This is a genomic window from Coleofasciculus sp. C1-SOL-03, assembly GCF_040220555.1.
Classification (GTDB): domain Bacteria; phylum Cyanobacteriota; class Cyanobacteriia; order Cyanobacteriales; family Coleofasciculaceae; genus Coleofasciculus.
In genome coordinates, this window is sequence record NZ_JAVJUO010000149.1 from 21,803 (window position 1) to 44,372 (window position 22,570).

General features: G+C 46.6%; 13 protein-coding genes and 1 pseudogene. 7 read left to right on the forward strand and 7 right to left on the reverse strand.

What is annotated here, in order from left to right; genetic code table 11:
* The first annotated feature begins 24 nt into the window (after positions 1 to 24).
* From RIE73_RS24010 to RIE73_RS24030, 5 genes are all read left to right on the forward strand, one after another.
* Positions 25 to 1,239, forward strand: a complete 1,215-nt coding sequence (locus RIE73_RS24010) for a glycosyltransferase family 4 protein (RefSeq protein WP_446403577.1) — start codon at positions 25 to 27, stop codon at positions 1,237 to 1,239.
* A 334-nt stretch (positions 1,240 to 1,573) separates the two neighbouring features.
* A complete protein-coding gene (locus RIE73_RS24015) occupies positions 1,574 to 2,791 on the forward strand; it encodes a glycosyltransferase family 4 protein (protein WP_446403578.1) in 1,218 nt (405 codons plus the stop codon).
* A 210-nt stretch (positions 2,792 to 3,001) separates the two neighbouring features.
* Positions 3,002 to 4,375 (forward strand): ATP-binding protein, encoded by a 1,374-nt coding sequence (locus RIE73_RS24020; protein WP_446403579.1) that lies wholly within the window; start codon positions 3,002 to 3,004, stop codon positions 4,373 to 4,375.
* Positions 4,376 to 4,415: 40 nt separating this feature from the next.
* Positions 4,416 to 5,594 carry a DNA cytosine methyltransferase gene (locus RIE73_RS24025; RefSeq protein ID WP_446403580.1) on the forward strand — a complete coding sequence of 393 codons (1,179 nt, stop codon included), beginning with the start codon at positions 4,416 to 4,418 and terminating at the stop codon, positions 5,592 to 5,594.
* Positions 5,584 to 6,573, forward strand: coding sequence for a hypothetical protein (locus RIE73_RS24030; RefSeq protein ID WP_446403581.1), 990 nt, complete (start codon positions 5,584 to 5,586; stop codon positions 6,571 to 6,573). The genes RIE73_RS24025 and RIE73_RS24030 overlap by 11 nt, the downstream gene beginning before the upstream one ends.
* Before the next feature lie 34 nt (positions 6,574 to 6,607).
* On the opposite strand, the gene RIE73_RS24035 is transcribed toward RIE73_RS24030, so the two are convergent.
* Positions 6,608 to 7,696 carry a hypothetical protein gene (locus RIE73_RS24035; RefSeq protein ID WP_446403582.1) on the reverse strand — a complete coding sequence of 363 codons (1,089 nt, stop codon included), beginning with the start codon at positions 7,694 to 7,696 and terminating at the stop codon, positions 6,608 to 6,610.
* 93 nt (positions 7,697 to 7,789) lie between these two features.
* Here RIE73_RS24035 and RIE73_RS24040 point away from each other — a divergent pair, with 93 nt between their 5' ends.
* Positions 7,790 to 12,721: an nSTAND1 domain-containing NTPase gene (locus tag RIE73_RS24040; protein ID WP_446403583.1), complete on the forward strand. Its 4,932-nt coding sequence runs from the start codon at positions 7,790 to 7,792 to the stop codon at positions 12,719 to 12,721.
* Between the two features lie 139 nt (positions 12,722 to 12,860).
* Here RIE73_RS24040 and RIE73_RS24045 read toward each other — a convergent pair.
* The 5 genes and pseudogenes from RIE73_RS24045 to RIE73_RS24065 form a co-directional block, all read right to left on the reverse strand.
* Positions 12,861 to 13,389, reverse strand: a pseudogene (locus RIE73_RS24045) (Uma2 family endonuclease).
* A 609-nt stretch (positions 13,390 to 13,998) separates the two neighbouring features.
* Positions 13,999 to 16,536 carry an endopeptidase La gene (lon, locus tag RIE73_RS24050; RefSeq protein WP_446403584.1) on the reverse strand — a complete coding sequence of 846 codons (2,538 nt, stop codon included), beginning with the start codon at positions 16,534 to 16,536 and terminating at the stop codon, positions 13,999 to 14,001.
* A gap of 353 nt (positions 16,537 to 16,889) precedes the next feature.
* Positions 16,890 to 18,272, reverse strand: coding sequence for a cytochrome c biogenesis protein (locus RIE73_RS24055; RefSeq protein WP_446403585.1), 1,383 nt, complete (start codon positions 18,270 to 18,272; stop codon positions 16,890 to 16,892).
* A 4-nt stretch (positions 18,273 to 18,276) separates the two neighbouring features.
* Positions 18,277 to 19,017, reverse strand: coding sequence for a cytochrome c biogenesis protein CcdA (locus RIE73_RS24060; RefSeq protein WP_446351605.1), 741 nt, complete (start codon positions 19,015 to 19,017; stop codon positions 18,277 to 18,279).
* 256 nt (positions 19,018 to 19,273) lie between these two features.
* On the reverse strand, positions 19,274 to 19,924 hold the full coding sequence (locus tag RIE73_RS24065; protein WP_446403586.1) for a DUF1361 domain-containing protein: 651 nt from the start codon (positions 19,922 to 19,924) through the stop codon (positions 19,274 to 19,276).
* A gap of 323 nt (positions 19,925 to 20,247) precedes the next feature.
* Here RIE73_RS24065 and RIE73_RS24070 point away from each other — a divergent pair, with 323 nt between their 5' ends.
* The gene (locus RIE73_RS24070) at positions 20,248 to 21,615 is read left to right on the forward strand and encodes a TldD/PmbA family protein (protein ID WP_446403587.1); all 1,368 of its coding nucleotides are present in this window, start codon (positions 20,248 to 20,250) and stop codon (positions 21,613 to 21,615) included.
* A 602-nt stretch (positions 21,616 to 22,217) separates the two neighbouring features.
* Here the strand turns inward: RIE73_RS24070 and pirA are convergent.
* The gene (gene pirA, locus RIE73_RS24075) at positions 22,218 to 22,379 is read right to left on the reverse strand and encodes an arginine synthesis PII-interacting regulator PirA (RefSeq protein WP_446403588.1); all 162 of its coding nucleotides are present in this window, start codon (positions 22,377 to 22,379) and stop codon (positions 22,218 to 22,220) included.
* Positions 22,380 to 22,570 lie beyond the last annotated feature (191 nt).

Below are 22,570 nucleotides of genomic sequence, written 5' to 3' on the forward strand. Positions count from 1 at the left end.
GCCTTAAACCCTCACCAATCACCCATGAAGATTTTGATGCTCTCTTCTACGTTCCCCTATCCCCCAACCCAAGGAGGGACTCAGGTCAGGACGTTTAACTTACTCAAACATCTCAGTGGACATGAGATTACCCTACTCACTCAACGCGCTGACGATGTAACTGATGCTGAAGTTGAAGCATTACGAGAATGGGTGGCTGAGTTGGTCGTTTTTCCCCGTCCCACAACTTCCAGTCTTCCGGGAGGATGGTTCGGTAAGGTAAAGCGCTTCGGTCGATTTTTGCTCCAGGGGACTCCTCCTAGTGTCCTCTCGATATATTCTCCACAATTACAGGATTGGGTTGATCAGTGGGTCAAGAAGAATAACGTTGATGTGATTACCTGCGAACATAGCGTTAACGAGATTTATGTGCGTCCGGAGTTTCGCGAACAACTGCGAACGGTTGTCAATATTCACAGTTCGGTGTACGCTTCCTGTCGCAATCAGTTGCAAACGGGTACAAGTGAGAATCTCTGGCGCGATCGCTTGAATCTGCCTCTACTGTATCGCTATGAACAGCGCTACTGTGCTAAATTCTCTCATATTGTGGTGACCACGGATGAGGACCGCCAACAGATTCAATCCTATAATCCCTCCAGTCAGATTGCTGTGATTCCCAATGGTGTAGACTTTAGCCAATTCCCCTATCGAACCGTTGATCCCGGTGGACATCGTTTGACGTTTATCGGCGCGATGGATAATTTAGCCAATATTGATGCGGTGACGTTCTTAAGTTTAGACATATTACCCGCGATTCAAGAACGGTATCCTGACACAACCTTAACCCTAGTTGGCGCACGTCCCACCCCTGAAGTATCGGCGCTGGGGAATCGTCCCGGAATTACAGTAACCGGGCGGGTGCCTTCTATGGCAGACTACTTACATCAAGCCACGGTATGCGTCGTCTCGATGCGAACGGGGTATGGGATTAAGAACAAAACCCTAGAGGCGATGGCGGCGGGCGTACCTGTGGTGGGAAGCGATCGCGGTTTGGAAGGACTGGAGGTTGATAGTCCTAATGTACCATTGAGAGCATTGAGGGCAAATTCAGTTTCCGAGTATGTTGATGCCGTGACTCGCTTATTTGAAGCGTCTCAACTGAGGCAGGAATTGTCACAAAATGGACGCCAGTTTATTGAGAATAATTATACATGGGAGCGAGCCGCCCAGCTTTATGAACAAGTCATTTGTGCAAAGTGAACAAACAAATAGCTGTAGGGGGTGTGGGGTGTGGGGTGTGGGGTGTAGGGGTATGCATATTTAATCCGCGACAGCTTACCCTTCTACCCTTAATTTCCATTGAAGATATCTGCCTCAAGGAATAGCCTGTCAATAATTTGTGATCGAAAATTAACGATAAATTATCTATATAAATATTTTATGATTAAAACATCAAAATGTTTATATAATAAGGTAAAACTGTTTGATGAAATAGATATAATTCACCAGCAAATTTTAATAAATGCCATCTCAATTCATCATTAATCCCGATAAAACCGAATTTATGACCATTTTGGGGGGAATTTGAAGCGTTATGAAAATTCTCATCCTCTCTGCCACATTTCCCTATCCACCCACTAACGGCGGAACTGAGGTTAGAACGTTTAACTTACTCAAGGCTCTGAGTGAGCGTCATCAGATTACTCTGGTGACTCAACGCACTGATGATATTTCCGAGACTGAGGTGGAAAAATTGCAGGAGTGGGTCGAACAACTCATCGTTTTCCCTCAACCCAACAACTCAGAGAACAACAGTGGACTACGGTCAAAAGTGCAGCGCTTGAGTACATTCTTGCAACAAGGAACGCCTCAAAGTGTCTTAAAACAGTACTCCCCGGAAATGCAGGAATGGGTGAACCAGGCAATAGAGTCAGGAAACTTTGACGTGATCACCTGCGAACATAGCATGAATGAAATTTATGTTCGCCCCCAATGGCGAGAGAAGTTGCGAACCGTCGTCAACATTCATAGTTCCCTCTATCGCAAGCAGCGCCATCAGTTAGACGGCAAACCAGCGGATAAGCAGCTACGAGAGCAATTAAATTTACCTCTACTGCGCCGTTACGAAGAGCGATATTGTGGCAAGTTTACCAATATTGTCGTCGCCACTCCCAAAGATCGGCGTCAGATTGAGGATTATGAACCCGAGGGCAAGATTACCTTAGTTCCCAATGGCGTTGATTTTAAGCAGTTTCCCAAGCGAGTCTCTGATCCGGGAGGACAGCGATTAGTGTTTGTGGGTGTCATGGATAGCCCGACAAACGTTGATGCGGTGCGTTTCTTCAGCTTAGAAGTATTCCCAGAGATTTTACGACGGTATCCAGAAGCAACCCTAGAAATCGTGGGCGCACGCCCTGTACCTGAGGTGCTAGAGTTGCAGGAACGTCCGGGAATTACGGTGGCAGGGCGGGTGAGTTCAACCGTAGACTATTTGCATAAGGCAACAGTTTGTGTGATTCCCCTGCGGACTAGCTATGGGATTAAAAACAAAACCCTAGAAGCCATGGCAGCAGGAGTCCCGGTGGTGGCAAGCGATCGCGGTTTGGAAGGATTGCCCGTCGATGGTGGAGATGTCCCCCTGCGGGCATTACGGGCAAATGATACGGCTGAATACGTGTATGCGGTGAGTCGGTTATTCGAGAACCGTCAGCTTCGCAAACAACTCTCCGACAACGGGCGATCGCTGGTTGAGAAAAAATATACCTGGAAACGGGCGGGAGAGCTTTATGAACAGGTATTAATGGGGAAGTGAGTCATTTGTCATTCGTCATTGGTTGTTTAATTCGGGCTTACTGCACAACGCTGAAACCATTATCCGAGCAATAGGGGTAAGTAGTCGGACTGGCATAAAATGGCACGCTAATTAAGTGCAAGTAAACCGCCCTCAAACCCTTACTGTTAAGAGTTCCCAGTTAAGAGTTCCCTAATCTCAACCGTTAACTTTAATTGTGTCCACCTACTTATGAGTGTAGATTTACTGGTATTTTTTCAGGCGACAAATCCTGGTCAGACGATTAATATTGCTGATCCAGAGGATCGCAAATACTATATCGACTTCTCTCCGGTTCGGGGTGGGACGATTATTGAGGAGTTAAAGGAGAATATTACCATATTCTATGCCAATCAGCCAAGTTGTGATTTGTTTACGGGACATATCGGGTGTGGCAAATCCACAGAGTTACTGCGGCTGAAGGCGGAATTGGAGGCGGAAGGGTTCCATGTTGTGTATTTTGAGTCCAGTGATGACTTGGAAATGGCGGATGTGGATATTGCGGATGTGTTACTGGCGATCGCACGGCGGATTAGTCAGAGTTTAGCAGATGTGGCGATCGCGGAACCTAAGGGTTTGAAGCAGTTGCTGAAACGGACGGCAGAATTGTTGCAGACGGAGTATGATTTATCGGAGGTGGAGTTAGGCTTGCCGAAAATGCCAGGGGTTCCTGAGGTGAAAGTGAAGGCAGATGATAAAGGGGCGTTGTCTTTGGCGTTTGGGATTGGTAAGATTACGGCTAAGGCACGAGCGGATTCGGGATTGCGAGAACGCCTGAATCAGTTTCTGGGACCTAAGAAAGCCGAGTTATTAGCGGCGATTAATCAGGAGTTAATTGAACCTGCGATCGCGCAATTGCAACAGCAGGGAAAACGGGGATTAGTTGTGATTGTGGATAACTTGGATCGAATTGAGGGGCAAACCAAAGGTTGGGGAAAATCCCAACAGGAATATATTTTTATTGATCAGGCAGAATATTTGCAAAAGTTTAATTGCCATGTCGTTTATACTATGCCCTTGGCGTTAAAGTTTGCTGATACCTATGCGCGGTTAACCCAGCGATACAAGGAAGAACCCAAGGTTTTGCCTATGGTACAGGTGCAGCAGGTGGATGGGAGTGACTGTGAGGAGGGGATGGCGTTACTGCGACAGATGGTATTGGCGCGGGCGTTGCCGGATTTGGACGCACAAGGGCGGTTAAATCGGGTAAATGACATTTTTGACCATCCGGAGAGTTTAGACCGATTGTGCCGCGTCAGTGGCGGTCATGTGCGGGATTTATTACAACTGTTGATCCAGTGGTTGAAGAAGGATCTCAAACAAGGGCGGTTGACTGGTGAAACGTTAGAGGGTTTGATTCGCAGCCGTCGCAATGAAATGACGCTTACTATTGATGATCACGAATGGGGGTTATTGCGGAGAGTTCGGGAACGGAAGAAAGTGAGTGGGGATGATGGGTATCAGAAATTAATTTATAGTCGGCTGGTGTTTGAATATCGCGATCGCGGCGAGTCTTGGTTTGATATTAATCCGGTTTTGGCAGATGCTAAGGAGTTAAGGGAATAGTTATTGGTCATTTGTCAAGAATATCATTCAAATCCATCCTATGCCTGAGTCACCTATCTGGACAACCGTTGAGTTATTTTGCGGGATTGGAGGATTCCGGATTGCTGCGGATCAGAGAAATATAGCCACAATCTGGGCAAATGATCGGTGTCCGAAAGCCTGTCAAGTATACCGCGATCGCTTTGGAGAGACATCATTATATCCCGGTGATATTTATCAACTCGTTGATGAAATTCCAGATCATGATCTGTTAACGGCTGGTTTTCCCTGTCAACCGTTTAGTAGTGCTGGCAAAAAAAAGGGAGTACGAGATCCACGCGGTCATATTTTTCAAGTCATTATTGATGTCTTGCAAAACCACAAGCCTAAGTTTTTTATCTTGGAGAATGTTAAACGCTTGCTGTCTATGGAGGAAGGGGGGCATTTTGCCACGATACTGAATGAGTTAGCAAATTTAAACTATAGAATTGAGTGGCGTTTGGTCAACGCCATGAATTTTGGTTTACCCCAAAATCGCCAGCGAGTGGTCATTTTAGGTGTTTTAGGAAAGGATACACAGGATAATTACCCCAATATCCGACTTGCTTCAACTGAAAATATCGCTGAGTTATCCGACTCAATGTTTCACACCTTGACTAATGTTGAACGATGGACAAAAATCAAAGACCATGGCACTAGATTTCCGACGTGGGGACTCGCCCAAACAGGTCGTTTTTTCGGTTACAATTTTGCTCAATTTTATCCAGCTACGCCTATTGTACCCTTACGGACAGTTCTTGAGTCAGATGTCGATTGCCAATTTGATTTTACTGAGTCCACGTTAAACCGTTTACAAAATAGTACCCCAGTGAATGATTTCGTTCAAGGTGTACAAATTCTCTACAATCAAAGTGGAGGAGCGCGAATGGGTTACACTGTGTTTGGCATTGATGGTGTTGCACCCACGCTTACTTCAACAACGAGTCGCCACTATGAACGTTATAAAATTGGTAATCAGTTCCGCCGTTTGACTAATGTAGAATATGCTCGCATTCAGGGCTTTCCAGATCAACATTGTACTGGGATATCGATCTATGATCAATATGCTCTTTTCGGCAATGCTATTCCCCCAGTTATGGCTGGGTGGGTGATGGATTGTATTTTAGAAAATAAGGTTGTCCAACTGAAAACACCTAAATTTGAACAACTATCACTTTTCTCTCTAAACGATGCTTGCTAAAGAAGAATTACGCGCCAGATTAAGGGGATCACTGGATACAACAATTCAGGAAGTTAATCGCGCTTTAAAGGGAGAAAACACGGAACAATTAGCAGACGTATTAACTCGTGTGGGACGAGGCGGACAACTGCCCCAATGGTATGAGCAGTTAAGAACTCAGCATACACTGCCTAATTTAGATGGTAAGACAATTGGTAGTGTTATTGAAATGTTGTTAATCGCGGTACTCGAAAAAATCATATTTCAAGGTCTTGAGATACCGCCATTACGGGTTAATCCAGCGCGAGGAGTGGACTTTCCTGATTTGGATCTGGGCATTAAATCCCCTTCAGAAAACTACTGTACCAGCGAACCTTTTTTCTCTGCTTATGAAAGATTACTCGGTTCTGAGTATGATGTGCTGGTTCTGCTCACTGACTACCAAACTGCTAAGAAAAAGCCACCCTTGAGACTGCAAATTATTAAATTTAAGTACCTCTATAAAACCCAGCTAGCGGATTATCGACTTTGCCAAATTGCTAAAAAGCATCGGGAGTGGTTGGTAACAGAAAATGAATCTTGGGCAAAAAAGGTGTTTCGATTTCTAGCTTATGTGAATCAAAGTGACTGGCGTGCCAAACAACTCCTGCGTTTGCTGGACTGTCTTCAGGATGCGACATCGGTACACCGTTATATTCAGCAGGCTGATAAAGATTTTCAGAAAATTAATGAAAAACGCATTGCCAAAGATGCTGAATCCATTCCCCGATCAGATATTGAATCATTACAAAAAATAAACTCTATTCAGCCGTTTTATCTGGGTGTTATCGATGCGGCTGATAACTGGGTGATCGAGATGCAGAAGGATTTGGCGCGATTCCCTAATAGCAATGAGTGGTCACGTCTTTTAACCAGTCCGTTGGATGGTCAAATTGGGATGAGTCCTGCGTTGCAATGGCGATATAATTTCAGTCGCGTTTTTGGCATGACTTCATCTTGATAAGGAATACAATTAAGTTCCTATTATCTATTGGTTATTCGTCATTTGGGTTTACACCAAACCGTTCTAACAATTGCTCACGGGAAAGGGTAGTTAGTAGGGGAGTTAACTCTTGGGAAGGTAATTGTAACATTGATGCGATCGCACTCGCTAATTCTGGGTCAAGTTCCCCAAATCGTACTCTCAAAAACCGTTCTATGGTTTCTTGTCGTGAGGTTTCGTCTCGAATCGGCAGATTACCAAACCATAGTAAGAGTTCCTCACGTTCAAGGTTAAATAATAGCCGAGTCAACTCCTGAGGGGGCAATTGTAACATGGGCGCGATCGCACTCGCTAATTCTGGGTCAAGTTCACCAAATCGCACTCGCATGAAGTTTTCTGCCATTTGGCGTTGTCCTTCAAGCTTGCCTTGTGCTAAGGTTTGTTCTTGCCATTTTAAGTAAGCTGGTGATAAGTTCATAAGCAATTCTCTGTCCTGTTCACTTAAATTGTCGCTTTCGTTGATAGTTATACGCCAGTTTGCCAGAATCTGTAGAATTGTCTGCCGATAGGGGTTTTGTTGGGGTAAAGCGACCAATTCATCAATCGCTTGCTTTTGAGTTCCGCGTTTTCCCAAAACCCTTAACCATAGTGTATCTTCAGTGACGGGCAGTTGGTTGATGGCGATTAATCCTGTTTTCAGGAACTCTGGCATAAAATATACACCGTCTCCCCAGTTTCCTGACGGATTGAGTTTTGCACCAAATCCGTTTAATAATCGTGTGGAACAAGAGGGTGAGAGAATCCACAAGTGGGGCCAATCGGTGTCGGGAAATGAAGTCCGTTCTCGTCTGGCTTTTCGCCGCATTTCACTGCGTACTGAGTTTAACTTGCTTTGGCAGTCGAGTACCTCGGCGGGGCTGGGTGGATTGCGGAAGGGTTCTAATAGACAGGCGGTTGTTGCCATTCGTCCCAGTAATCCGAGGTTTTCGGGTGCGGTTGCTGGTGATGGTGTGGGTACAAACCAAACATCAACTTGGCGGATTTCGGGGGATATTTCCCGACTGGTTTCGACGTTTCCTAGAGGGGCTAATAATTCCTCTAGGTATTGCTTGGCAAATTGATCGTGAGGCTTTCGTGTCATTCAAGTTTAAGATAATGTTGCTTAGAATTTTAGGGTAAGTGTTGAAGCGATGATGGCGCTAAAGCGCCTACTACGAACGAATGGGACGAAACGATGTCGCAGCTACCTGAGATTACACTGGAGAATCAGACGGAATTGGAGGAATTGGCGTTGACGCTGGATGCTTTTCAGGGTCAGTTTTTGCTGATTTTTGCTCGATGTAATTATGACAGAGTGCGATCGCGTCTGATTCAATGTCTCCAAGATTCGTCTCCTCTGAACATTCGCACGATTATGCTGAACCCTGATGATACGGCGCTTTATCAGCGGATTCAGGGGGAGTTGCAGGGGGATAAACCGGGGGCGCTGATGGTTTTGGGGTTGGAGTCGGTGCTATCTCTGGAGAGGATGCTGGCGGGGGCGGATTTGGTGCGGGAAGAGTTTCGTCAACATTGTCCGTTTCCGGTTGTGGTTTGGGTGACGGATTCGGTGAAGGCGCAATGGATGCAGTTTGCCCGAAATCTGGAAAGTTGGGGGGTGAGTAGTCGGTTTACGATTAGCCGTGGGGAGTTGGCGGCGTTTATTCAGGAGAAGGCGGATCAATGGTTGATTGAGGGGTTAGTTTTAACGGAAACGGAGTGGCTTGAATTTAAGGCGGAATTAGAGGCGGCGACAGGGGAGTTACAGGTAGGAAATAACGGGTTAGAACCGGAATTAGCGGCGGCGTTATTCACATTATTAGGGATTTGTCAAGAACAACAGGGAGATATTTCGGCGGCGATTGATTATTTTGAGCAAGCGTTGGTAGGTTGGCGGGAATTGCAGCGTTTTGAGTATGAAGGGATTGTTTTAAGGGAGATGGTTTATGGGTATTTCTGCCAAATTAATCGGCTTCAACCTGCGACAATTCCCCGTGATGACTATAATCAGATTCAAGCCAAAATTAAGGAGTCTCTTCAGCAAGCTTTGACTGCATTTAATCGGGTGCAACGTCCGGATTTAATTGCTGATTCGATTGGCGTGTTTGGTCAGGTTTTGCGGGAGTTAAAGGATTGGCAACAATTGCAAGAGTTGGCTGAACAAGCGTTGGCGTTTGATCAAGGGGAAAATCGACGGAATAAATTGGCGTTGGATTATACGTTTTTGGCTGATGTTGCGTTGGCTGAAGAACGTTGGCAAGCGGCGAAGGAGTTAGCGGAAACGGCGTTAAGTGGGGCGGTTGAAACCGCAACTACACAAACGAAACCCGCCTGGCCTTCGGCAAGCTTCGCTAACGCGGGTTCCAAAGCGCTTAATTTGTTGTTAGTCCGCGCAGGCGGACTTGGTTTGTCTAGCCGCGAATTCCATTCGCCAAGGCTTATTAATGGGATTGAGGTAGAGCTAATCAGCCGATGTTACTGGATTAAAGCGCGATCGCACGTTAATTTAGGTCAATGTTCTGCCGCGATTGAACAGTTAGAATTTGCCCATGGGATGAGTCAACCGTTATCGAATCCTCGGCTTTATTTGGATATTTTAGCGGAGTTACATCATCTCTATTGGCAGACAAAAGATTATCTGAAAGCCTTTAAAATTAAACAGGAACGGCAAACGGTTGAAACCCAATTAGGATTAAGAGCATTTATTGGTGCCAGTCGCGTTCCATCGATTGTTGGCGCTGTCGGTAGCGTTGTCGGGGCGGGGGCGGTAGGGGCGCACAGACGTGCGCCCTCATCTCCTCCCCAATCTTCCGCATCTTCCCCCCTCCCCATAGCCCCAGAAATTGTTGCCTGGGGGCGGGAAAAAGATGTGCGAGAATTAGTCGAACGTGTGCAGCGTGCTGATCATAAAGTTATTGTCATTTATGGTTATTCTGGCGTTGGTAAAAGTTCTTTAGTCAATGCCGGATTAATACCAACTCTACACCATACTACCGCCAGTGGGCAACGAATCATCCCAATTTTGAGTCAAGTTTATACCGATTGGGAACGAGAATTAGGACAGCAATTAACCGCCGCGCTAGAAAGACAAAATATTCCCATCACTCAACCTCTTGATTCTAAAACCGCAATTCTCGACGCCTTGCGCCAGAGTGAAACCCAGCAGGTGCGAATAGTGTTGATTTTTGACCAATTTGAGGAGTTCTTTTTTGTAACTGATAGCAAAAGCTGCCAGAATAAAATCTTTGAAGCTGATTTTTTCAAATTCTTAGGTCAGTGTCTAGATATTTTGTCCCTGACGGTGATTTTCTCTATTCGCCGAGATTACCTCTATTATTTAGTAGACCAACCCGGAATGGCAAATTATGACCTGTTGAGTAAGAATAGTCTCTATAAAATTTCTAACTTAACACCAGAGGAGGCGCAAAAGTTACTCGAACAACTGACCACACGGTCTAATTTTAAGTTGGAAGCGGCGTTAATTGAGCAACTGGTTCAGGATTTAGCTGGAGATTATGGGAAAGTACGCCCGATTGAGTTACAGGTTGTTGGAGCGCAACTGCAAGCCGAGGGGATTAGAACCTTAGCAGATTATCAACAGTTTGGGACGAAGGAAGAGTTGGTGCTGCGCTATCTGGCGGAAGTGGTGGAGGATTGTGGGGAAGAAAATCAGCAGGTAGCGGAGTTGGTTCTGTATTTACTCACGGATGATAAAGAGCGGCGACTGCTGAAGACTCGTCTTGAATTAGAGGAAAATTTAGATATTTTTTTGACTGTATCTGCGAGCCATTTAGATTTAATTTTAAATATTTTAGTTTTATCCGGCTTTGTATTTATTGTTCCTGATAAATTCGATAATCGCTATCAGTTATTTCATGATTATCTCGTACCCTTTATTCGTCAGCAGCAAGAGCCGAAAATACAAGAAATTATTACCCAACTGAATCAGGAACGAGAGCAGCGTCAGCAGTTAGAGCGACATCTTGAACAGGTTCGGAGGGAATTAACCCTGGTGCAGGAGGAACGAAAGCGGGTGATGTTAGAGGTTAGGGCAGCGCAGAATTATCTGGCACAAGCCCAAAAAGAACGAGAAGAAGCGCTGAAATTAACAGAACTAGAGCGTCTGGGTACATCGGCTCTTAGACAATTCAACTATACTCAAATCCCAGCACTACTTACTGCAATGCGAGCGGGTAAAGAGCTAAAGGCGATTGTCAAAGACCGACCAATTGATCAATATTTTGCCTATAGTCCCCTCTCAGCATTGCAACAGATTTTGAATCAAATCCGGGAGCGAAATCAACTGCGAGGTCATCAAGGTTGGGTGAGAAGTGTAGCGTTTAGCCCAGATGGGAAGCGGATTGCTAGTGCGGCAGATGACAAGACCGTGCGTTTGTGGAATATTCAAGGAAATCAGTTAGCCGTCCTACTTGGTCATCAGGCTAAAGTCAGGAGTGTGGCGTTTAACCTAGACGGGAAAAGAATTGCCAGTGCTTCCCATGACAAAACGATACGCTTGTGGGATAGTCAAGGGAACGAGTTAGCCGTCCTGTGTGGTCATCAGAGTTCAGTGAGAAGCGTGGCGTTTAACCCAGACGGGAAAAGAATTGCCAGCGCTGGAGATGATCAAACTGTGCGCTTGTGGGATATCCAGGGGAATCAGTTAGCCGTCCTACACGGTCATCAGGGTTGGGTGAGGAGCGTGGCATTTAGCCCAGACGGGAAAAGAATTGCCAGCGCTGGAGATGATCAAACTGTATGCTTGTGGGATAGCCAGGGGAATCAGTTAGCTGTCCTACACGGTCATCAGGATAAGGTAAGGAGTGTGGCATTTAGCCCAGACGGGAAAAGAATTGCCAGTGCTTCTGAGGATCAAACTGTGCGTTTGTGGGATATTCAGGGAAATCAGTTAGCCGTCCTACAGGGTCATCAGGATAAGGTAAGGAGTGTGACATTTAGCCCAGACGGGAAAAGAATTGTCAGCGCTGGAGATGATCAAACTGTACGCTTGTGGGATATTCAGGGAAATCAGTTAGCCCTGTTGCGTGGTCATCAAGGTTGGGTGAGGAGTGTGGCGTTTCACCCCGACGGGAAAATAATTGCCAGTGCTTCCGAGGATCAAACTGTGCGCTTGTGGAATATCCAAGGTCATGAATTAGCCCTGTTGCGTGGTCATCAAGGTTGGGCGAGGAGCGTGGCGTTTCACCCCGACGGGAAAATAATTGCCAGTGCTGGAGATGATCAAACCGTGCGTTTGTGGGATATTCAGGGGAATCAGTTAGCCATCCTACTTGGTCATCAGGCTAAAGTCAGGAGTGTGACGTTTAACTCAAGCGGAAAGATGATTGCCAGTGCTGGAGATGATCAAACTGTACGCTTGTGGGATAGCCAGGGGAATCAGTTAGCTGTCCTAGAGGGTCATCAGGCTAGGGTTTCGAGTGTAGCGTTTAGTCCAGACGGGAAAATAATTGCCAGCGCTTCAAATGACAAGACCGTGCGCTTGTGGGATATTCAGGGGAATCAGTTAGCCGTTCTACACGGTCATCAGGGTTGGGTGAGGAGTGTGACGTTTAACCCAGACGGGAAAATAATTGCCAGTGCTGGAGATGACCAAACCGTGCGCTTGTGGGATAGCCAGGGGAATCAGTTAGCTGTCCTACGTGGTCATGAGGATTGGGTGAGGAGTGTAGTGTTTAGCCCAGACGGACAGAGAATTGCCAGCGTTTCAGAGGACAATACTGTGCGCTTGTGGGATAGCCAGGGGAATCAGTTAGTAGTCCTGCGTGGTCATGAGGATTCGGTTAAAAGTGTGGCGTTTAGTCCAGACGGGAAAATAATTGCCAGTGCTTCATGGGAAAAAACTGTGCGTTTGTGGGATATCCAAGGGAATCAGTTAGCTGTCCTGCGTGGTCATGAGAGTCCGGTTGTGAGTGTGGCGTTTAGCCCAGATGGGAAAATAATTGCTAGCGCTTCCCATGATAATACCGTGCGCTTATGGCGGGTGGAGACGTTAGACGACTTGCTGGTTCGCGGTTGCAACTGGTTGCGGGACTATCTCCACACTCATCCCGATGTCAGCGATATTGATGAGTTTTGTGCCGAGGAATTCGGGAGGAGGGAAAAATAAGGCAGAAACCTGAGTCGGGGCAGGTTTAGTCACATCCCTTGTGCAACCAAAAAGATAGTCGTGAAAGTGAGCCCCTACATACTCTTTCCCGCTCTATGCTCCTATGGGAGCGTTGATGGCGCTAAAGCGCAACTACGAACTAACTGAAGTCCTTAAACTCAATATTCTCATAGAGATCAGCAATTTTGAGTTGAAAATCAAACACATTAAAAGATAGGGTGACAGTTGGATCATCATACTCTCATAACAGCCATTGATTCGCCGCCGTTTTCACATAATGTTCCAGATGAATCCTATATTGATCAATAATCAGATATTCCCGAAAGCTGGCAATTGTGCGGTAGGCGACAAACTTACCACTACGGTCATAGTCTTGGGTTGACTTGGATAAAACCTCACCCATAAAACAGGGATTAACGATAGTATCCGTGCGTCCGGTTTGCAGTTGCAATGGCTTTTCCACAACCATGACATCGGGATAAGTATAGAGATTCGCATCGGGAATCCACAATCGCTGCTAGACTGATGGATAATTCATTATGGTCAGGGGTTCCCCCTGTGATTGGAATGATTTCTCCGTTGATATAGTCATGGCGTTCTGCGGAAGCCGTCTCAAAGTCTAAATAGTCTTCAGGGGTATAGGTTTTTTGCTCAAGTTGAATACTCATAATCCGCTAATTTTCAATAGGGCTGGTGGTAAAACTCAGAAATCCTTAAGCTGTCATGCATTTAAATTGGGAATAGGTAGCGAGCAAGATGCTCGCACTACAGGGATTTCGCGATCTCAAATAAATCTGTGTAATCAGTGTCACTAACTTCTTATACCGAGTTACGTTCTATCATGTCATTGGAGAGCGAAGCAAAGAATCTGGACAGATGCTTCGTTTCGTTCCTCCGCTTCGCTCCGGACTCCACTCAGCATGACAAATTCTATAGCCTTACCAAGGCAGGTTAGGACATTTTTACTGTTGCCTGTTGCCTGCCTGCCCTGAACGAAGTTGAAGGGTTGCCTGTTGCCTTTTGGGATAAACTTATGTCCTAACGTGTGTGCGTAGTGCTATATCTTAGACTGCAAATTAGTATCATATCATGTCCGTCCAAACAGTCATTATTCCCTTGTACCTTGCAACCTTCCTCCTTCCCTTCTGCCCTCTGCCTTGTCTCCACCGATAGTGTAAGTATTCCACCGGACACGATATCACTTCCCCACCTGAAACTCTCCTCTAAATCTGTGTAATCCGTGTCATTAACCTCTCACTTCCCCACCTTAAATTCCCCTAAATCTGTGTAATCAGTGTTTCTAAGACTTGTTCCACGCGATCGCACCAGACAAATTCCATCTTCTGACGCACATCTTCGGGTACATCGCCAATATCTTTGTGATTCCGCTGGGGTAATATTACCCGCCGAATCCCCAGCCGATGCGCCGCCAAGACTTTTTCCCGCACCCCGCCAATGGGTAACACGTCACCTCGGAGATTAATCTCTCCCGTCATCGCGGTATCTGTGCGTACCGATTGATTTATTAATAAGGATGCGATCGCCACAACCATGGTTATCCCCGCCGAGGGTCCATCTTTGGGAATCGCGCCAGCGGGAACATGGAGATGTAACCCATTCTGCTTAAATACCTCTAAATCAATCCCTAATGATTCCGCCTGTGACCAAATATAAGATCGGGCAATTCGGGCAGATTCTTGCATTACATCCCCCAGTTTACCTGTCATCGTTAAGTCTTTTCCTTGGGGTAAGAGAACCGCTTCTACAAATAACACCTCTCCCCCTTGCAACGTCCAAGCCAAACCCGTCGCCACTCCCGGTTTCGCCACCTGATCCATTTCATCGCGGAGATACTGCACCGGACCCAACTGTTCCGCTAAATCCCCCGGTTTAAACAACACGGGTTGAGGATTCCCCGACGCATAACGAACCGCCACTTTGCGACATAAGGTTCCCAATTGCTGTTCTAAGCGGCGGACGCCAGCTTCGCGGGTGTAGGATTCAATTACCTGGCGCAGGGTATTGGTGGACAGGTTTAGCGCATCGGCGGGTAATCCAGCTTTTTCGATCTGACGAGGTAGTAAATACTGTTGTGCGATCGCGATTTTCTCTTGATCGGAATACCCGGATAGTTCAATGATTTCCAGTCGGTCTAATAATGGCGGGGGAATCCGCGACAAGTCATTCGCCGTACCAATAAATAACACTTGAGACAAGTCAAAATTTAGATCCAAATACAAATCCCGGAAGCTATGATTTTGCTGCGGATCAAGGATTTCCAGTAACACCGAAGCCGGATCACCGCGATAATCCATGCCCACTTTATCCAATTCATCTAACATAATCACCGGATTTTTTACCCCAGCCCGATGCAAGGCTTGAATAATCCGTCCCGGCATTGCCCCAATATAGGTTCGGCGGTGTCCTCGCAGTTCCGCTTCATCCCGCAATCCCCCCAAACTTAATCGTTCAAACGGACGCCCTAAAGCGCGGGCGATGGAGTGACCTAAACTGGTTTTTCCCACTCCCGGAGGACCGACAAAACAAATTACTGTCCCCACAGTATAGGAGTTTTGATTGTTGAGTTTGTCGGGGCGGGTTTCACTACTATCGTTTCTTTTTGACCCCGATGGGACTAAACCCGCCCTGACCGAATTTTGAGTTAATTCTTCATTTTCTTCATCGTCATCGTTCGCCGACATTTCCGCCGCCAGTTGTTTAAGTTTAAACGTTGCCAAATGTTCAATTATTCTGTCTTTGACCTTCGTTAACCCATGATGATCCGCATCTAAAACTGTTCGCGCATTCTCCAAATCTAAATTATCTTGTACCGTCTTACTCCAGGGCATTTCCACCAACCAATCCAGGTAAGTACGAATTACCCCACCTTCAGCCGAGGCGCTCGTTACTCGTTCTAAACGGGCTAATTCCCGTTTCCCTTGTTTCGCCGCCGCTTCCGGTAAATCACCGTCTTCAATGAACGTGCGTAATTCCTCAAGTTCCTGTTTTTCCGGATCAGTTTCCCCTAATTCCTCTTGAATTTTCTTCAGTTGTTGGCGCAGAATAAATTCCCGTTGCTGTTGATCCAGTTCCTTCTTCGTTTCCCCCATAATTTCCATCCGCAGGCGGTAGATTTCCACTTCCTGCTGTAACTCATTCACCATCAAATGTAAGAGGGACGTTAAATCATCTTCTTCCAGAACCTTCTGCACGTTGGGAACGTCTTGTTGGAGTAAAATTGCGGTTTGGTAGGCTAATTTAGGGGGATTATCACTATTTAAGAGAACGGTCAATACTTCTTCAGGAAAATTAGGATTTAAAGCAGCAGCTTCTCGCCATAAAGATTGAATCGTTCGCGTTAAGGCTTCTAAACTTTGGGAGTCCGTTCCTGTGGCTAAGGCAGCTTCAGTGGTAAGCTTGGGTAATCGTTGAAATTCCACCTTGTAGGTGGGACTATCTTGCAGGAGTTCGTGTAGATAAACCCGCTCTTGACCTTCTACAATAAGCTGAACGGGTCCTATCGGTAGCCGCAACAGGCGCTGGACGATGGCTAAAGTAGCGATGGGATACAGTTCATCTAAGGACTCAATTTCCGCCTGTTCATCCGCTTCCAGTCGTTCGGCGGCTTCTGGACGAACCGTCGCAATCACCACCTGCTTGGGGGAAATTTGCATCGTGGCTTCAGCCACCGCCACGGAACGGGGACGACCCGCGATAACGGGTAAAGTAATCTCTGGTAAGAGTACCATGTTGCGTAACGGTAGCAGTAATGCGGTTTCCATGTCCTCAGCGATGGGGAAAATGGGTATGTTCATAAACCCTCGTGCGGCAATTAAGTCTGGTTATGTTATTGATTGTATTAGCAATGGTACTTGGGACAAGATGAGGTGGAAAATCGCGATCGCGAGTATTTTGCTCCATACTTAGGGTCTGCTGAATAAGTGTTGTGGTGGAGAGAGGGAACAGGGAACAGGGAACAGGGAACAGGGAACAGTTTCAACCCCCTGATGGGGGAAGATTCTGCTTCTTCATCCTCGAAAAATGCCAGGATTTCCAGCTTATGGGTTTCTTTCGCCTTGCACTTGTTGGGTCGGAAAATGGCTTGAAACCCCTATCTGGTCTACCTTACACACTTATTCAGCAATCCTTAATTAGCTGTGCCACACCACTAGACTTGCATCGCTTCTGGTAACGGAACGTCAGGCGTTGATTTATCCTCATGCAATCGATCTAAAATCTCAATCACTTCTCGCTCAAAGGATACCTGGGCGCGGTTAGTTCTCCCCCCCACATAAAAGCGATCGCCTTTTTGTAATGCCCAAATTTGCGAGTGAGACACATAGCTCATAATTACACCCACCATGAGCAAACCAAAGCCCGTATACACAATCGGAATGCCGGGATCAGCTTTAATTTGTAAGCCTGTACTGCCGATTAATTCCTTCAGGCGCAACGTTACCCCATTCACTTGGGTACTCATCCCAGAACGAACCGTGGAGACTAATTTCCCTTTGGCATCGTACACCAAAACCGTCCCCTGTAAATCTTTTGCCAACAGTGAAGCCCCTTCACTTAAATCCGGTTTCGTTGGTACCCACGTTCCCCAGATGCGCCCATTTCCTTGGGTATCCAGTTTCGCCATAGGTAACTGGAAAATCGGACTGTTATTTAACTGCACCCGCACCGCCGCGATTCCCCAGTCGGTTTGGTAGAAGGTGACACCTTGATGGCGCAGGGGTTTATTCACATAAATGGTTTGGCGGTCAATTTCTTGTTCCTGGTTATCCACTACCGATAAATCGGAATAAAACTGATCAATTCCGCCTTCGGGGGTATAGTCAATCCAGAAGCGATTAACATGAACGCCCCAATCTTGAGGAACCTGAGATTTTGCCCAGGGACCGGCATCAATAATATTTCGGACATGAAAGGTTGCGCCACTAGGAACCATCTCCTGTGCCATAAATCCCGTCATCGCCCCCCAAATTGCCCCAGCCAGAATAATCAACATACTGGCGTGAACCACAATCGGACCAATCCGCCCCACGATTCCTTTACGGGCATAAAGGCTATCTCCTTCTTGAAATACCCGATAGCGTTTGGCTTGCAGCAGTTGGGATAAGGAATTCAGAGAACCCGTTTCCAGTTCAGCGCTGAGTGCTAATTTCTGAAACTGACGCGGTTCTTGATAATAATTCCAGCGACGGGCGGCTTTCAGGGCGGGAAATTGACGAGTAAACGTGCAAGCGGTGAGGCTACTGCCAAACAGAACTAGGATTGACAAAAACCACCACGTCCGGTACACATGGTCTAATCCTAAGAATAGGAGAACTTTCCAGGTTAAGAAGCCAAATAAGGCGGGATCTTCGGGATAATTAGCTTGATAAAAGGCAAGAGATTGACCCTGTTCGATAACGGTGCCACTGATACTGAAAAGAGCGATCGCCAGAAGGAGTGCGATCGCCAGTCGTAAATCTGCTAAAAATGATAGGATATAACGCCGGAACCAACGTCCGACAGGATTAGACACAGATTGATTATCTAACGTCATTGAACTAAAAAATTCCCCCAGGAATCCGAGACAGCAGCGAAAAGACGCCGAATCCGACTAATAAAGCCCCACTAACGGGTGTAATCCAACTTGACCATTGGCGTACTTCTAATAACTTCTTGATCGAAGCAGTAAATGTGCCTGCCACAATCAACGGGGTAACATAACCTGCCGTATAGGATAATAGCAGAACGCCTCCTAAAACCCAGTCTTGTGTACTCGCCACCCAAGCCAGTAACGTTGCCAAAACGGGTGTACTGCAAGGAGAGGCGACTAACCCAAAGGTTAACCCAATCAGATAAGAACGTATCCCCTTAGGCAAATCGGGGGAAATCCACTCCATTCCGTCAAAGGATGGTAATTGTAGGGGTAAGGCTTCGAGTAGGTTTAGCCCCATGATAATTGCAATCAGGCTAACAATGATCGGTAACCCGATACCCACTTGCCCATATACTCGTCCCACCGATGCGGCTAAAATGCCCAATCCAGCCAGAGTGGTGGCTAACCCCAAAGCAAACCAAGTGGATTGAGTCGCGGCTTGCAGGCGTCCTTTGGCTTCATAGCCGCCAATATAGCCAATCGTGATCGGCAGCATAGATAGCATACAAGGAGTGAGGCTAGTCAGCAACCCAGCCGCAAAGATAATCCCGATGCTTAATGCACTCAGATGGGTAAGCTGATTGCCAACCAGATTATCGGCAAATTGTTCCAGTTGGTACAGTTGAGTTTGTAAGGTGTCAATCATGCGCTGGGTAATTCACCAAATACCTGTTCTGTGAGCATTTTAACGTATGGGATTGTTTGTATTGACACTCCTCAGCCTGAAGGCGTGAGGATTCTTCTTTCATCGAGCGCTCTTAACTATGAAACAGGGGTCCTATTTCATACCAGAGGAGCATCTCTCCAGAAGCGTTTTGCTTCATTGCAGAAGCTAGTTTCGATATGCCCTATCGTACTAATGACAAATGACAAATGACAAATGACAATCACCACCGTTAACTTTAATTATCCCCACCTACTTCGTGAAGAACTTTGCGATAACGCATTTTCAGGATAAGTCCCAGCGTGATTTGTTTCATCACCCAATACAATACCGTCAACACGATAAAAGTGACAAACATGACCAACAGGGGACGTTTAGCCGTCAAGTCATCCACAATGGTTTGGGCTAAATCCTCCGGTTGTGTGACTAAATCCCAACTATTAAATCTGAGGAATCGTCCTAAATAAATACCAACCGCGCACAGAGCATGAGTAATCAGTTCAGCCGGAAGCGTAAATTTACCCATGCCTTGTTTTTGTAAATAGTATCCTAAATTAATTAACGAAATAACATAAGCTTCAAAGCCCAATAAAATAACGCTAAGATGTTGCGGAATTAAGACCAAAGTAATCACCCATACCGAGTAGTCACGGCGCACCGCATCAATCAGGTGGATGATATCCGTCAACAGATAAGGTGCATTGGGTAAGAAGGCAATGAAAACAATGAAACCCGCCCACCATAAAAGGTTACGGGTTCCAGATGAGCGGCGAAAGAGCCAAACGCTTAAAGCTAAGGGGATAAAAGCCAGAAATAAATTCCAAGCCATCCAACCGCTATGGCGATGCCACGCTTTCCAGGCATCCCTTAATAGAAATCTGAAAGACATGTTTTTACGGGTATAAGTCTGCTAGAGCAATCGGTTATTTACCAGTATAACTAATGGCTTCAAGACGCCGTGAGCCGTTATTAGTGATCCCTTATCAGCGAAATCTTGTCAATTTTAAGTAAGCTAAATTGTAGCCAAGTTGTAGGGTGCGTTAGTGAAGCGTAACGCACCACTTCTCAAGGGTTTGGTGGGTGACGAGAATTTGAGTTTTTGGCGGATGACAGCATTTATAGCGAAGACAGCGCTTACTACAAACGCTGGATTCAGTACCATTCGACTTAAAATGTAAAGAATAAGTTTATAGAAAGCGTGGGAAGATAGTCATGCAGGAACAATTGCAACAGGCGATCGCACCGTATCGGGACGCCGTTGATTATGTGGAAATTCGGGTGGAGCAAAGCGAGCAAACGGCGATATCGTTTCGGGGAGAACAACTGGATGCGGTAGACCGTAGCTTGAGTTTAGCGGGGGGGATTCGGGCTTGTCATCAAGGGGGATGGAGTTTTGTCACATTTAATGGCTTGGCGGAGTTGCAGGATCGCATTGAAGCGGCGATTTCCCAAGCGCGGTTAGTGGGGAAAGACACCACAAGTTTAGCGCCCCTAGAACCGATTCAAGATTATGTGGCGGTGGAACTGGGTCGCGATCCTCGTGGTTTATCTCTGTTAGAAAAGCGTCAGTTAATCGCCGAGTATAATCGCCTATTACTAGAGTATGATCCGCGCATTCAAACCACAATGGTGGGATATCGTGATCGCTTCGGGATTAACTATTTTGTCAATTCCACAGGTTCCTGCATTGTCCAAGAACGGCTGGATATATCCGCCCGGTTTGGTGCGATCGCGCGAGGGGATGAGGGAATCGTGCGTCAAGGCTTTGAGTCGGTTCACTCCCGTTCCGATTACGATGCATTAGTGGGGATTGAAGAACGGGTGTTAGGGGCGGCGAAACGGGCGGTGACTCAGCTTGAAGCGAAGTCGGTGAAGGGCGGACAGCACACGGTTGTTTTAGATCCCTATTTGGCGGGTGTGTTTATTCACGAAGCCTTTGGACATTTATCAGAAGCCGATTTTGTCTATGAAAATCCCCGGATGCAAGAATTACTCACCCTAGGGAAACCGATGGCAATTCCCCAACTGAATGTGATTGATGATGCCACGCTACCGGGTTTACCAGGTACTCTACACTACGATGATGAAGGAGTACCCGCCCAGCGCAAGTATTTAATTAAAGATGGCATTCTCAGCCAACGGTTGCATTCACGGGAAACCGCAGGCAAGATGCAAGAAACGCCAACAGGGAACGCCAGGGCGATTAATGCCACCTATCCGCCCATTGTACGGATGACGAATACGGCGATTGAACCCGGAGATTGTTCCTTTGAGCAGATGATTGGCGATATCGAGGAAGGGGTTTATGCGGTGCGGATGTTGGGCGGACAAACGAATGGTGAAATGTTCACCTTTGCCGCAGGGGAAGGGTATATGATTCGCAATGGTAAGATTGCAGAACCTGTCAGCGATGTCACTCTCACCGGGAATGTGTTTCAAACCCTGAAAGATATTGACGCGATCGGCAATGATACACTCTACGTCAGTGGCGGATGTGGTAAAGGTGGACAAATGCCCTTAGCCGTCAGCGTTGGTGGTCCCCATATTCGGATTAAGGATGTCGTCGTAGGGGGGCGTTAGGAGAGCAGAGCTGGGGGAGCAATGTAGAGACGCGCCATGGCGCGTCTGGGAGCTGGGAGAGATATTAGCTGTTGGCGTTATTTTCTTGCACTAGGGCAAAAAGGCAGGAGATTCTGGTAGGGGCGGGTTTAGCCACCATTGTAGGGGCGGGTTTAGCCATTAACTTAGCTTGTCGCCGATAAATGATCAACGAAACCCGCCCTCCTCTCTGATCAACCAAACCCGCCCAAATGCCAACATTCTCGCATAGGGCAAAAAGGCAGAAGGCAGAAGTTTCTAGAGATTCTGGTAGGGGCAGGTTTAGCCACCATTGTAGGGGCGGGTTTAGCCACTAACTTAGCTTGTCGCCGATAAATGATTAACGAAACCCGCCCTCCTCACTGATCAACGAAACCCGCCCAAGCGCCAACATTCAAAAAAATAGGGATTCTGGGGGGGTTGTTAAATTTTCCTGACATTCGGAGAATTTGATTGTCTCCTGTGTCAGGATGAATTGATATATAGAACTACGCACTCTAGTTAGGACATAGAAGAAAAATTCAAATCGCTCTATTGCCCATTGCCCATTGCAAGAAAGCCTAGCGCGTAGCGCTATATGCCTCTTAGCTGAGTTTTAAGTAGCTAGCTTCGGCTTCTAGCTGACGAACCAAAGCGTCATTGCCATTGGCTCTAGCGACTTCTATACGATGTTGCAAGTTCTTGTGCAGGCTTTGGCGATGGGTAACTGCGGCTTCTTTGGCTTGTTTTTGTAGTTGTTTGTTCATGGTGAACATTCCTTTGGCTTTACTTCTGGTATTGACTCTAATTTAAAAATACCACGAATAAAATAAAAAAAGATCACCTAAACGTAGTATTTGCTACAGAAATTAGGGAAGTTTTGATGTGGATAACCGAAAGCAGAGGGCAGAAGGCAGAAGGCAGAGGGCAGAGGGCAGAAGGCAGAGGGCAGAAGGTA